At 64.5% G+C, this 12,326-nt stretch carries 11 protein-coding genes; 3 read left to right on the forward strand and 8 right to left on the reverse strand.

The genetic code is table 11. The features are described from left to right. Window positions 1-53: 53 nt before the first annotated feature. The 5 genes from NKK47_RS24735 to NKK47_RS24755 all read right to left on the reverse strand — a co-directional run bounded on the left by NKK47_RS24735 (window position 54) and on the right by NKK47_RS24755 (window position 4,524). Entirely contained in the window at window positions 54-1,055 is a 1,002-nt protein-coding gene (locus NKK47_RS24735) for an Ldh family oxidoreductase (RefSeq protein ID WP_352578580.1), read from the reverse strand. A gap of 111 nt (window positions 1,056-1,166) precedes the next feature. Then, window positions 1,167-1,991 (reverse strand): ABC transporter permease, encoded by an 825-nt coding sequence (locus NKK47_RS24740; protein WP_502894420.1) that lies wholly within the window; start codon window positions 1,989-1,991, stop codon window positions 1,167-1,169. Beyond that, window positions 1,991-2,656, reverse strand: coding sequence for an ABC transporter permease (locus tag NKK47_RS24745; protein ID WP_352578586.1), 666 nt, complete (start codon window positions 2,654-2,656; stop codon window positions 1,991-1,993). Before NKK47_RS24745 ends, NKK47_RS24740 begins: the two co-directional genes overlap by 1 nt. Before the next feature lie 212 nt (window positions 2,657-2,868). Beyond that, window positions 2,869-3,663: a transporter substrate-binding domain-containing protein gene (locus NKK47_RS24750; protein ID WP_352568373.1), complete on the reverse strand. Its 795-nt coding sequence runs from the start codon at window positions 3,661-3,663 to the stop codon at window positions 2,869-2,871. A 51-nt stretch (window positions 3,664-3,714) separates the two neighbouring features. Next, complete coding sequence (locus tag NKK47_RS24755) at window positions 3,715-4,524, reverse strand: ABC transporter ATP-binding protein (protein WP_023676274.1); 810 nt, start codon at window positions 4,522-4,524, stop codon at window positions 3,715-3,717. Window positions 4,525-4,741: 217 nt separating this feature from the next. Between NKK47_RS24755 and NKK47_RS24760 the strand changes: the two genes are divergently transcribed. The 3 genes from NKK47_RS24760 to NKK47_RS24770 are packed head-to-tail and all read left to right on the forward strand — an operon-like array spanning window position 4,742 to window position 7,932. After that, on the forward strand, window positions 4,742-5,590 hold the full coding sequence (locus NKK47_RS24760; protein WP_352578587.1) for a dimethylarginine dimethylaminohydrolase family protein: 849 nt from the start codon (window positions 4,742-4,744) through the stop codon (window positions 5,588-5,590). Continuing rightward, on the forward strand, window positions 5,587-7,167 hold the full coding sequence (locus tag NKK47_RS24765) for a 5-guanidino-2-oxopentanoate decarboxylase (protein WP_352578581.1): 1,581 nt from the start codon (window positions 5,587-5,589) through the stop codon (window positions 7,165-7,167). The genes NKK47_RS24760 and NKK47_RS24765 overlap by 4 nt, the downstream gene beginning before the upstream one ends. Window positions 7,168-7,224: 57 nt before the next feature. Further along, entirely contained in the window at window positions 7,225-7,932 is a 708-nt protein-coding gene (locus NKK47_RS24770; RefSeq protein ID WP_023676277.1) for an SDR family NAD(P)-dependent oxidoreductase, read from the forward strand. Between the two features lie 106 nt (window positions 7,933-8,038). Here the strand turns inward: NKK47_RS24770 and rpsA are convergent, their stop codons facing one another. From rpsA to aroA, 3 genes are all read right to left on the reverse strand, one after another. Then, window positions 8,039-9,736 carry a 30S ribosomal protein S1 gene (gene rpsA / locus NKK47_RS24775; protein WP_023676278.1) on the reverse strand — a complete coding sequence of 566 codons (1,698 nt, stop codon included), beginning with the start codon at window positions 9,734-9,736 and terminating at the stop codon, window positions 8,039-8,041. 205 nt (window positions 9,737-9,941) lie between these two features. Then, window positions 9,942-10,592, reverse strand: coding sequence for a (d)CMP kinase (gene cmk, locus NKK47_RS24780; RefSeq protein WP_352578582.1), 651 nt, complete (start codon window positions 10,590-10,592; stop codon window positions 9,942-9,944). Window positions 10,593-10,865: 273 nt separating this feature from the next. Continuing rightward, window positions 10,866-12,224 (reverse strand): 3-phosphoshikimate 1-carboxyvinyltransferase, encoded by a 1,359-nt coding sequence (gene aroA / locus NKK47_RS24785; RefSeq protein ID WP_352578583.1) that lies wholly within the window; start codon window positions 12,222-12,224, stop codon window positions 10,866-10,868. Window positions 12,225-12,326: the final 102 nt, after the last annotated feature.

Genomic DNA, 12,326 nt, shown 5'->3' on the forward strand with positions numbered 1-12,326 from the left:
GCGCTGCCGGATCGGCCGGCCCCGTCAGCCGCTCATCGGACAAACGAATTTCTTCAGGACGAATAGCGCCCGGCGAATTCGGAAATGCGTTGCACCACGGCTTTCGGCGCCCTTATGCCGCGCGCCGCCGCCTTCTCCGCGGCCTCGGCCCGGGCACGCCCCGGCACATGCACGCCATAGCGCCGCCGCAGCCGGTCGAGCTGATCCTTCATCCGCTTTTCGAAGTCCGGATCGAGCAGCTTGGGCTCGACGGCAAGCACGAACAGGCCGGTCCCCGGACTGTCCGGCCCGCCGCTGAACCATGGCGCATCGAGCGACCAGTTGGCGCCCGACAGGCCCGCAGCCAGCACCTCGACCATCAGCGCGATGTTGGCGCCGCGCTGGCCGCCGAAGGCAAGCATGGCGCCCTTCATGGCAGCTGCCGGGTCCGTGGTCGGATTGCCGCTGGCATCCAGTGCCCAGCCTTCGGGTATCTTCTTGCCGTCCTCGGCCGCCTTGCGGATGTTGACGAAGGCGGTGGCGCTCGACGACTGGTCGATGACCAGCGCCGCCCCGTCCGCGGCGGGTGCCGCAAAGGACATCGGGTTGGTGCAGTAGACCGGCTTGACCGAGCCCGAGCCGGCAAGCACGGCCGGGCCGTTGGTGGCGGCGAACGACACCAATCCCTGCGCGGCCAGCCGTCCGGTGAAATAGCCGAGCGCGCCGCACGTATAAGCATTCTTCTGCGAAAAGATGGCGACGCCGAACAACCGCGCCGCCTTGGCGAGGTCATCGATCGTGCGGTCGAAACCGGTATGCGCTAAGCCGCCGCGCGCATCGGAAAGATAGACCGCGAGCGCCGGCCTGGTGATCACCGGATCGGCGTTGCCGTCGATACGGCCGGCCTCCAGTGCTTCAAGATAATCGATAAAGTGCGAAAGCCCGACGATCGACAGTCCTTCCGCCTCGGCCGCGACGATCGAGGCAGCCAGCGACTGCGCCGCCTCTTCGTTGGCGCCAGCGCCAAGTGCGGCCATCCGGCACAGCCCTGTCGCCTGGTCGAGACTGAGTTGCATTGTGATTGCCATGGATATCTGAGGGAATGGGTGAATGGTAAATGGTGAGTGGGACTTAGCCGGTAACACTACGGGCTACTCACTACTGACTATTCACTATTCACCATTCACCTAACCAATCTTGTTCGGAATCCGCGCCTCGATCTTGCCCAGGGTGAAGACGAGGATGCCGGTGATCGCCATATAGATCAACGCCAGGAGCAGCAAGGGTTCATAGGTGAGGTAGGTATCCTGACGCACCTTTGAAGAGACGGCGAATATATCGATCACGCTGATGGTCGCCACCAGCGGCGTCGATTTCAGCTGCAGCACGGTTTCGCCCGTCAGTGTCGGCAGCGCGCGGTAGAAGGCCTGCGGCAGCCAGATTCGCTGGAAAATCCTCCAGCGGCTCATGCCGAAGGCGCGGGCGGCTTCCAATTGGCCTTTCGGCACGCCGGCGAAAGCGCCTCGCATCACCTCGCCCTCATAACCGGCGAAGGACAGCGTCAGCCCGAGGACGCCATAGGGCCATGCCTGCCTCAGATAGGGCCACATCCAAGACTCGCGAATCCATGGATATTGTGGAAACAGCGAGCCCAGCCCGTAATAGAGCAACCAGAGCTGCAGCAGCAGCGGCGTCCCTCTGATGACGGTGCAGAAGACCTTGGCGGGTGCCGCGAACCAGAACGAGCCCGCAGCCTGCGCCAGCCCGAGCGGCACGGCGAGCAGGAAACCCAGCGTGCAAGTGACGGCAAGAATCCACAGCGCGCGCCAGATGCCGAGCAGTCCTATCCCGTAATATTTAGGCAGCCAGTCCCAGCGCATGAAGACGGCCGCCGCCAAAACCAGCCCCAGCGCGATCAGGATCAGCACGATACGATGCGGCTTCAGCCACAGCGAAGCGCGTGCGGCTATCTCGACGGCCGCCGCTTCGCCAGTCATCGCCGGGTCAGCCATCACCGGGCCTCCTTGAGCGACGGCATGCCGCGGCGGGCCCATGTCTCGATACGGCCGATGATCAGATTCGAAACCAGCGTCAACAGAAGGTAGATCGCGCCGGCGGCGATAAAGAATGTCAGATAGGCTTTGGTGACGCCGGCCGCCTGCCGTGTCGCCAATGTCAGCTCGAAAAAGCCGACGACCGCCAGCAAGGCGGTGTCCTTGGTGGCGATCAGCCAGAGATTGGCAAGGCCGGGTATGGCGAACGGCAGCATCGCCGGCAGCGTGATGCGCCGCAGCAGCAGGCCGGGAGACATGCCATAGGCGCGCGCGGCTTCGATCTGGCCCTGCGGAATGGCAAGGATCGCGCCGCGGATCACCTCGGTCGAATAGGCGCCCTGGACGAAGCCGAGCACGGCAATGCCGGCCGCCAGCCCGCTAATGTCCATGCGCTGATAGCCCATTGCCGTCAGCATCTGATTGATCAGGTCGGTGCCGGCGTAATAGAGCAGAAGGATCAGCACCAGCTCCGGCACGGCGCGCACGACGGTCGTATAGACTGCCAGGAGATCGCGCACCACCGGACCACCATACAGCTTGCCGGAGGCGCCGCCGATGCCGATCAAAAGGCCGAGACCGGTGGCGCCGACCGCGATCTCGATCGTATGGAGCAGCCCGACGATGAGCGTTCCACCCCAGCCCGGCGGCACGGGCGAGAGAAGCGCGATGGCAGAGGCGGCCCAAGCCGGAACAAATGCGTTGATCAGCGTCGCCCTCGAATTGCTGGCGCTAAAACCGCCGGCGATCTCCGCCCGCGGAAGCTCGCGTCGATGGATTTCGACGAACCACGCGGCTCTATCGGGGCCGCGTGGTTAATCGCTCATGGATGAGGCCGTCAGTTCGACTGCGTGTCGGCACCGTAAATGTCGAAGTCGAAGTACTTCTTCGAAATCTCGTCATATTTGCCGTTGGCGCGGATGGCCTTGATGCCGGCGTTGATCTTTTCCTTCAACTCGGAGTCTTCCTTGCGGACGCCGGCGCCGACGCCGGGCCCGAGAATGGCCAGATCCGGCGCGACCATGCCCTTCAGATCGCAGCATTGCTTGCCCTGGTCCGATTTCAGGAATGCGTCGAGGGCAATGGAATCGGCCTGCACCGCGTCGACCCGGCCGGCGGCAAGATCCTGGTTGGCCTCGTCCTGGGTCTGGTATTCCTTGATTTCCGCCGCGTCGGCGAAGTGCTTCTTGGCGTAGTCGGCGTGTACGGTCGAGACTTGGACGCCGATGATCTTGCCCTTGAGGTCCTCCGGTGTTGAGCCGAACTTCTGGTCCTTCGGCCCGATGATCGCAGTCGGGGTGTTGTAATATTTGTCCGAGAAGGCGATCGTCTTCTCGCGCTCGGCGGTGATCGACATCGAGGCGGCGATAAGATCGATCTTCTTGGTCGTCAGCGCCGGAATGATGCCGTCCCAGGCGACGGGGGTGATGACGCAGTCGAGCTTCTCCTCGGCGCAGACGGCATCGATGAATTCGATCTCCCAGCCGACCCATTTGCCGGAAGCGTCCGGCGAGGCGAAGGGCGGATAGGGTTCGGCGGCGACGCCGATCTTGACCGGATCGGCCTTGGCCACGCCCATCGCGGCAACGCCGAGCAGCAGCGCTGCGGCAAAGGTCTTGAGAATAATCTTCATCGTCATGACTCCCAGTTTTGTTGTTGTTCCCGGTTTTCGTCCGCCCACAGTTTAACTGATGTTGCGGATGAACTGCTTCAGCCTTTCGGATTTTGGCGCGCCGAAGATCTGTTCCGGCGGCCCTTCTTCCTCGACCAGCCCGTTGTGGAGGTAGACGACATGCGTCGCGACCTCGCGGGCAAACTTCATCTCATGGGTGACCAGCACCATAGTGCGGCCTTCGCGCGCCAGGTCGCCGATCACCTTCAGCACCTCGCCGACCAGCTCCGGATCGAGCGCCGAGGTCGGCTCGTCGAACAGCATGACGCGCGGGTTGATGGCCAACGCCCTGGCAATCGCGGCGCGCTGCTGTTGGCCGCCCGACAGATAGGCGGGATAGACGTCGCGTTTTTCGGCCAGGCCGACGCGGGCGAGCAATTTTTCCGCCTCGCCGATCGCCACATCGCGCTTGACGCCGAGCACATGCACGGGAACCTCGATGACGTTCTCGATCAACGTCATGTGGCTCCACAGATTGAAGTTCTGGAAGACCATGCCGAGCTTGGAGCGGATGCGTTCGATCTGCTTGCGGTCGGCGGGCACGGTGTGGCCGTAGCTGTCGGCCTTCAGCTTTATCTCTTCGCCATTGACCCGGATGATGCCGCTGGTCGGGTTCTCCAGGCAGTTGATGCAGCGCAGCAGCGTCGATTTGCCCGAGCCGCTGCCGCCGATGATGGCGATCACCTCGCCATCGCGCGCCGACAGCGAAACGCCCTTCAATACATGCAGCTTGCCGAAATTCTTGTGCAGGTTCTCGACGTGGATGGCTTCGGCAGCGCCGTTCTGCGCCGTATGCTTCAGGGCGGTGGCCGGCGCTGTCATCGTCGCGGCGCCCCGCGGAGCAGCCGAGGCAGTCCTTGCTGGAATTTTTTACCCATTACCCGTCACTGGACAGCGTTCCGATTCTCAAGATGGACCGTTCCGCTTGCCTCCGTCAACCGCAGTTTTTGGACCATTGATCACGGCCTGCCGAGTGGCTATTGGCAGGAGGGGCGCGTTTCAGGAGAACTTAGTGGGCAAAGCATACGGGTCGCAGTCGATGGCCGGGCTGCTGCAGCGCGTGCTGATGCGCTCCGCCGCCAGCGCCATGCGTCGGGCCGAAGCGCTGGAGTGGCACTATGGCCCCGGCTTCGATCCACAAAAAGCGGCGGCCCAGCATGATGCACTGGCCAGGCTGATTTCTGTCTCAGGCGCCGATATCGAATGGCTGAGCGACGCCGATGACGGGCTTGCCGATTCGGTCTTTACCCACGATCCGTCGCTGATGACCGACCATGGCGCGGTCATCCTTGCCATGGGCAAGGCGCTGCGCCGGCGAGAGCCCGGCCTGCACGAGGCAGCCTACGGGCGCATGGGCATCCCCATCCTCGGCCGTATCGAGGCTCCCGGCCAGGTCGAGGGCGGCGACTGCGTGTGGGTGGATGCAAACACGCTGGCCGTCGGCCGCGGCGTGCGCACCAATCAGCACGGCATCCAGCAGCTCTCCAACCTGCTTTCACCCAAGGGCATCCAGGTCTATGGCTTCGACCTGCCGCTCTGGCAGGGCGAGGAGGCCTGCCTGCATCTGATGTCGGTGATCAGCCCGCTCGCAGACGATCTGGCGCTGGTGTATGCGCCCCTCCTGCCGGTCGCCTTCCACCAGATGCTGCGCGAACGCGGCATTCGGCTGGTCGAGGGCGACGCCGACGAATTCTTCGCCTCGAATGGGCTCAGCCTGAACGTGCTGCCGACCGCGCCGCGCCAGGTTATCGCCGTTGCCGGTTTTCCGAAGACGGCGGCTGCCATGCAAGCCGCCGGCTGTACGGTCTCGACATTCGAGGCCGATGCGCTGTGCATTGCCTGCGAGGGCGGCCCTACCTGCCTCACGCGCCCGGTGCTAAGACAATGACGACCATCGGCGAAGCGCTCATCACCTTGCTCGAAGCGCACGGCGTCGACACCGTCTTCGGCATTCCCGGCGTACACACGGTCGAGCTCTATCGCGGGCTTGCGCGATCGAAGATCCGTCACGTCACGCCGCGCCACGAGCAGGGCGCCGGCTTCATGGCTGACGGCTATGCGCGCGCCAGCGGCAGGCCGGGTATCGCCTTCGTCATCACCGGGCCGGGGCTGACCAACACCATCACCGCCATGGGTCAGGCGCGCGCCGATTCGGTACCCATGCTGGTAATCTCGGGCGTCAACGCCACACCGACGCTGGGCAAAGGCCTTGGCCACCTGCATGAACTGCCGGACCAGCGCGGCATGATGGAGAAGGTGGCGCTGTTTTCGCACCGTGTCACCGAGGCCGGCGAACTGCCCGGCGTGCTCGCCCGCGCCTTTGCGCTGTTCTCATCCTCGCGTCCGGGTCCGGTGCATATTGAGATCCCGACCGATGTCATGACCATGCCGGCAGACGGCATCGTGCCGCTGCTGCGGAATTCAGCGCCGCCCGGGCCGGATGTGGCGGCGATTGCAGAGGCGGCAAGGCTGTGCGCGTCTGCCAGCCTGCCGCTTATCCTCGCCGGTGGCGGCGCCAAAGCGGCCGAAGCGCCGTTGCAGCGCCTGGCCGAGAGGTTGGGAGCGCCGGTCGTCCAGACCGCCAATGCGCGCGGCCTGCTCTATCGTCATCCGCTTGGCGTGCCGGCCAGCCCCAGCCTGAAGGCGGTGCGTGCGCTGATGGCCGGCGCCGATCTGGTCATTGCCGCTGGCACCGAATTCGGTCCGACCGACTATGATGGCTATGGCGACGGCGGTTTTGTCCTGCCCGCCAACCTGATCCGCATCGACATCGGCGCCGACCAGCTTGCCCGCCGGCCTGCGCGGATTTCGATCCAGGCCGATTGCGGAGCGGCGCTCAAGGCGCTGCTTGCCGAAATCGGCACGCACGAGACGCCATTGGATGATGGTTCAGCCCGCGCCGCCGCGACGCGGCAGGCGGCCTTTGCCGAGATTGGCCCGGCCATGCAGGCGCAACTGCGCGCCGTCGAGACGATCCGCGATGCGCTGCCTGGCGCGATCATCGTCGGCGATTCGACCCAGCCGGTCTACGCCGCCAACCTCTATTACGATCATGACCGGCCGGGCGGCTGGTTCAACGCCGCCACCGGCTTCGGCGCGCTCGGCTATGGCCCGCCGGCGGCGATCGGTGCCGTCCTTGCCAGGCCTGAGGCGCCGGTCGTTTGCCTCACCGGCGACGGCGGCTTCCAGTTCACCCTGCCGGAACTGGGCGCCGCGCTCGACGCGGCGGCGCCGGTGATCTTCACAGTCTGGAACAATCGTGGCTACCGCGAGATCGAAACCTCGATGCTCGACGTCGGCGTCGAGCCGGTCGGCGTCTCCCCGGCACCGCCGGATTTCTGCAAATTGGCCGAAGCCTACGGCATTGCCGCCGAGCGGATTTCCGGCACCGGCGGCTTGGCGGACGCGCTTGGGCGCGCGCGGGCGACTGGACGACCTTACGTCATCGAGATTTCGGTTGAGTGATCGCGCGAAAGGCGCGACCTTCCGCATCGGCGGCGCGCAATGACGGAGCGGTCGAATATGACGGAAACACTGGACGGCAGACATATCGTGGTGACCGGCGGCACCGGTGCCCTTGGCGGCGCGGTCGTAGGAAAACTGCTGGAGCAGGGCGCGATCTGCCATGTGCCCAATGCCCACGCTGCCGCGCCTGCGCATTTTCCCTTTCCGGCGCATGACCGCGTCAGGCTGGCGCACAATGTCGACCTTGCCGACCCTGCCAAGGTCGACGCCTTCTATGCCAGCGTTCCAGATTTATGGGCATCGGTGCATCTTGCCGGCGGCTTCACCGCGGCGCCGGTCGAGAAGATCGAACCCGCCTCCTTCGCCGAGATGATGGACACCAATGCCCGCACCACCTTTCTGTGCTGCCGCGCGGCGATACGCTCGATGCTGGGATCTTCCGTGCCGGGTCGCATCGTCAATGTCACCGCGCGAGCCGGGCTCGATCCGCGGCGCGGCTCCGGCAAGGTGGCCTACGCCGCCGCCAAGGCGGCAGTCGCCGCGATGACCGTGGCGATAGCCGAAGAGCTGAAGGGCAACGGCATCCTGGTCAACGCCGTGGCGCCTTCGACGCTCGACACGCCGGCCAACCGGGCTGACATGCCGAACGCAGATTTCAGCAGATGGGTCAGCCTTGAAGCGGCCGCCGAGGCCATTGCCTATCTCGCCTCGCCGGCCAACATGGCCATCAGCGGCACGCTGGTGCCGCTTTACGGCAGGGCCTAAGCCTGCGGCTCGTCACAAGCAAAGGTCACAAGCAAAAGCCCCGCCGGATCGTTCCGGCGGGGCTTTTTTTGTTTCGTTTATAACCCGCGCGAGGCGCGGTGTTGGCTTAGCTGCCCTGCTTCTTCAGCGCGGCGCCAAGGATGTCGCCCAGCGAAGCGCCGGAATCGGTTGAGCCGTACTGAGCGACCGCTTCCTTCTCTTCGGCGATTTCCAGCGCCTTGATCGAGACCTGCAGCTTGCGGGTCTTCTTGTCGAAGGCGATGACGCGGGCGTCGACTTTCTGGCCGACGGTGAAGCGCTCGGGGCGCTGCTCGTCGCGGTCACGGCTGAGGTCGGAGCGCTTGATGAAGGTCTCGATGCCGCTGTCGACCAGCCGCACTTCCAGACCGCCATCCTTCACGCCGATAACCTCGCAGGTGACGACTGCGTTCTTGCGCAGTTCGCCTGACGTCGCTGCTTCGCCGACCGTATCCTTGGCCAGCTGCTTGATGCCGAGCGAGATGCGTTCCTTGTCGATGTCGACGTCGAGCACCTGCGCCTTGACCATGTCGCCGCGATTGTACTCCTCGATCACCTGCTCGCCAGGACGGGTCCAGTCGAGGTCGGAAAGGTGGACCATGCCGTCGACGTCGCCTTCGAGGCCGATGAACAGGCCGAACTCGGTCTTGTTCTTGACCTCGCCCTCGACCTGGCTGCCGACCGGGTGGCTGCGCGCGAAGGCCTCCCACGGGTTCTCCAGCGTCTGCTTGAGGCCGAGCGAGATGCGGCGCTTGGCCGGATCGACTTCGAGCACCACCACGTCGACTTCCTGCGTCGTCGACAGGATCTTGCCGGGATGCACGTTCTTCTTGGTCCACGACATTTCCGAAACGTGGATGAGGCCTTCGATGCCCGGCTCCAGCTCGACGAACGCGCCGTAGTCGGTGATGTTGGTGACGGTACCCTTGATCTTCTTGCCGATCGGGAACTTGGTGCCGATCTCGGACCACGGATCGCTCTCGAGTTGCTTCATGCCGAGCGAGATGCGGTGGGTTTCCTGGTTGATGCGGATGATCTGCACCTTGACCGTCTGGCCGATATTGAGGATTTCGGTCGGATGGTTGACGCGGCGCCATGCCATGTCGGTGACGTGCAGCAAGCCGTCGATGCCGCCGAGGTCGACGAACGCACCATAGTCGGTGATGTTCTTGACGACGCCTTCGACCACCTGGCCCTCTTCGAGGTTCTGCACGATTTCCGAACGCTGTTCGGCGCGGCTTTCCTCGAGCACGGTGCGGCGCGACACCACGATGTTGCCGCGGCGGCGATCCATCTTGAGGATCTCGAAGGGCTGCGGGTTGTGCATCAGCGGCGAGACGTCGCGGATCGGGCGGATATCGACCTGGCTGCGCGGCAGGAAGGCAACGGCACCGTCGAGGTCGACGGTAAAGCCGCCCTTGACCTGGTTGAAGATCACGCCTTCGACGCGTTCGCCCTTGGTGAATTTCTCCTCGAGACGGACCCAGCTCTCTTCGCGGCGGGCCTTTTCACGCGACAGCATGGCTTCGCCAAGCGCGTTCTCGATGCGCTCGACATAGACCTCGACCGTGTCGCCGACCTTGAGCGTCGTGTCCTTGCCCTTGACGCCGAATTCCTTCAGCGGCACGCGGCCTTCGACCTTGAGGCCGACGTCGATGATGGCCATGTCCTTTTCAATGGCTGTGATGATGCCCTTGACGACCTGGCCTTCGCCGGAATGGCCGGCGGAAAATGATTCTTCGAGCAGGCTCGCGAAATCATCGCGAGTGGGATTTGCAACTGACATAGTTTCTCCTGGAATGCCCCGCAATCTGTCGCGGGGCGGGCGCCGTGGGTTAGCGTTGCGTTGGCCTGCCGGCGTTCCGGGCAAAAAGCCCTTGGCCGCCCTTGAGCGGCAATTCCGGCGCATGAAGAATGCTAGCAGGCTGGTTCATACCCGATATGGGAAGTCTTTTTGTCGCCGGCAATCGGCGGCGGCAGGAAAACCCGGCTCAGGCTTCGTTTCTCTTGGCCAGGACATCGTCGATGATCGCCTGAGCTGCCAGAAACGCGGCCTCTATAGCCATTTCCGACGTGTCGAGCAAGTGCGCATCGGCGGCGGGCTTCAAGGGCGAGTCCATGCGGCCCATGTCGCGCTCGTCGCGGCGCACGATATCGGCAAGGATTTCATCGAAATTGGCAGTGCCGCCGATGCTCTCGATTTCATCCAGCCGCCGCTTTGCCCGCACCTCGGCGCTGGCCGTGACATAGAGTTTTACGTCGGCATCGGGACAGACGACGGTGCCGATGTCGCGGCCGTCGAGCACCGCACCCGGCGGGGTTTTTGCAAAGTCGCGCTGCTTGTCGACCAGTATGCGCCGGACCGACGGGATGACAGCCACTTTCGAAGCCGCCTCGCCGACCGCGTGTGCCGCCAGCACGGCGCGGTCGAGCTTTGCCAGATCGACCTGGCGAGCCGCGGTTTCAGCGGCCGAGACATTGTCGAGCGGCAGGCCGAGCCGGAGCAGCGAATGCGCCACCGCGCGATAGGTAAGACCGGTGTCGAGCAGGTTCAGCCGGTAGTGATCGGCCAGCCGCCGGGCAAGGGTGCCTTTGCCGGCACCGGCAGGTCCGTCGATGGCGATGGTGAAAGTTGAGGTCATTGGCCGCCCACCGGAATCGAAAAGCGCAATGATCCAGATAGGCGTGGCGATCCTTCGCGCCCCCCTCTGTCCTGCCGGACATCTCCCCCACTTGGGGGGAGATCGGCGGCCATCGCGGCTTTCGCCAATTGTCTACGTCGCAGGATTGAGCGGAGCGCCGAAGCTGCCAATCTCTCTCCTTGTGGGGGAGATGTCCGGCAGGACAGAGGGGGGCGCTGTCCCGCCGACGTTGCAGTTTGGCCCCAACCCCCAAGGCTATTGATTGCCATCAAGCTACTCGATCTCCGCGCCCAGCCCCTTCATCAGTCCCATGAATTCCGGAAAGCTCGTTGCGATCATCGCCTGATCGTCGATGGTCACCGGTTTTTCCGTCGCCAGCCCCATCACCAGGAAGCTCATGGCTATGCGGTGGTCGAGATGGGTCTGGACGATGGTGCCCTGTCCGTTGGGGTGTTGGCCGAGGCCCTTGCCGCCGGGTTTTCCGCGCACGACAAGCGAGGCCTCGCCTTCGCTGCAATCGACGCCGTTGAGCTTCAGCCCTTCGGCCACTGCCGACAGCCGGTCGGATTCCTTCACGCGCAGCTCTTCCAGCCCGAGCATCAGCGTTTCGCCCTCGGCGAAGCTGGCCGCCACGGCAAGCACCGGATACTCGTCGATCATCGTCGGCGCCCGTTCGGGCGGTACGGTGACGCCTTTCAGCTCGGAGTAACGCACGCGCAGGTCGGCGACCTCTTCGCCGCCTTCATTGCGGCGGTCGAGAATGTCGATCCGGGCGCCCATTTCCTGCAGCGTCAGCAGAAGGCCTGTGCGGGTCGGGTTCATCAGCACGTTTTCGATGATAATGTCCGAACCCGGCACGATCAGCGCCGCCACCAGCGGAAAGCCGGCCGAGGAGGGGTCGCCAGGCACCGCGATCGTCTGCCCCGTGAGCTTGCCCTGGCCTTCGATGAAAATGTGGCGCACGCCGCGCTCGTCGGTCTCGACCGACAGATTGGCGCCGAACCCCTTGAGCATCTTTTCGGTGTGGTCGCGCGTCATAACCGGCTCGATGACGGTGGTGATGCCCGGCGTGTTCAGCCCAGCCAGCAGCACCGCCGACTTGACCTGCGCCGATGCCATCGGCACGCGGTAGGTGATCGGCGCGGCGTGCTTGGGCCCGTGCAGCGTGATCGGCATGCGGTCGCCGGGCGTCGCCTTCAGCACCTGCACGCCCATCTGGCGGAGCGGTTCGAGCACCCGGCCCATCGGCCGGCCCGACAGCGAGGCGTCGCCGATGAAGGTGGTTTCCATGTCATAGGTGCCGACCAGGCCCATGGTGAGGCGTGAGCCCGTGCCGGCATTGCCGAAATCGAGCGGGCCTACCGGCTGCAGCAGCGCGCCGTTGCCGGTACCGCGGATCACCCACTCAGCGCCATGCTTCTCGATATGGGCGCCCATGGCCTTCATGGCAGCGCCCGTACGCATCACGTCCTCGCCTTCCAGCAGCCCGGTGATGCGGGTTTCGCCGGAGGCCAGGCCACCGAACATGAACGAGCGGTGCGAGATCGACTTGTCGCCCGGCACCCGTGCCGCGCCTGAAAGGCCAGATGATTTGCGGGCGGTGGCCTGCTTCGGGGCGGCAGTGTGCGACATGGTTCTTTCCTGGAAACGCCGGCGGCCGGCCATTTTCTGCTGGTTTGCGCGGTCTCCTATCATGGCGGACCGAAATGGTCATCCCCTTGGTACGAAGGCCTT

The sequence above is a fragment of the Mesorhizobium sp. M0019 genome (assembly GCF_040323975.1).
Taxonomy (GTDB): Bacteria; Pseudomonadota; Alphaproteobacteria; order Rhizobiales; family Rhizobiaceae; genus Mesorhizobium.

Bases quoted from the DNA above. Each gene is read 5' to 3' on its own strand.
- NKK47_RS24760 (WP_352578587.1), top strand. From the start codon at position 4,742: ATGGCCGGGCTGCTGCAGCGCGTGCTGATGCGCTCCGCCGCCAGCGCC.
- NKK47_RS24755 (WP_023676274.1), bottom strand. From the start codon at position 4,524: ATGACAGCGCCGGCCACCGCCCTGAAGCATACGGCGCAGAACGGCGCT.
- aroA (WP_352578583.1), bottom strand. From the start codon at position 12,224: ATGTCGCACACTGCCGCCCCGAAGCAGGCCACCGCCCGCAAATCATCT.
- rpsA (WP_023676278.1), bottom strand. From the start codon at position 9,736: ATGTCAGTTGCAAATCCCACTCGCGATGATTTCGCGAGCCTGCTCGAA.
- NKK47_RS24735 (WP_352578580.1), bottom strand. From the start codon at position 1,055: ATGCAACTCAGTCTCGACCAGGCGACAGGGCTGTGCCGGATGGCCGCA.
- NKK47_RS24765 (WP_352578581.1), top strand. From the start codon at position 5,587: ATGACGACCATCGGCGAAGCGCTCATCACCTTGCTCGAAGCGCACGGC.
- cmk (WP_352578582.1), bottom strand. From the start codon at position 10,592: ATGACCTCAACTTTCACCATCGCCATCGACGGACCTGCCGGTGCCGGC.
- NKK47_RS24740 (WP_502894420.1), bottom strand. From the start codon at position 1,991: ATGGCTGACCCGGCGATGACTGGCGAAGCGGCGGCCGTCGAGATAGCC.
- NKK47_RS24770 (WP_023676277.1), top strand. From the start codon at position 7,225: ATGACGGAAACACTGGACGGCAGACATATCGTGGTGACCGGCGGCACC.
- NKK47_RS24750 (WP_352568373.1), bottom strand. From the start codon at position 3,663: ATGAAGATTATTCTCAAGACCTTTGCCGCAGCGCTGCTGCTCGGCGTT.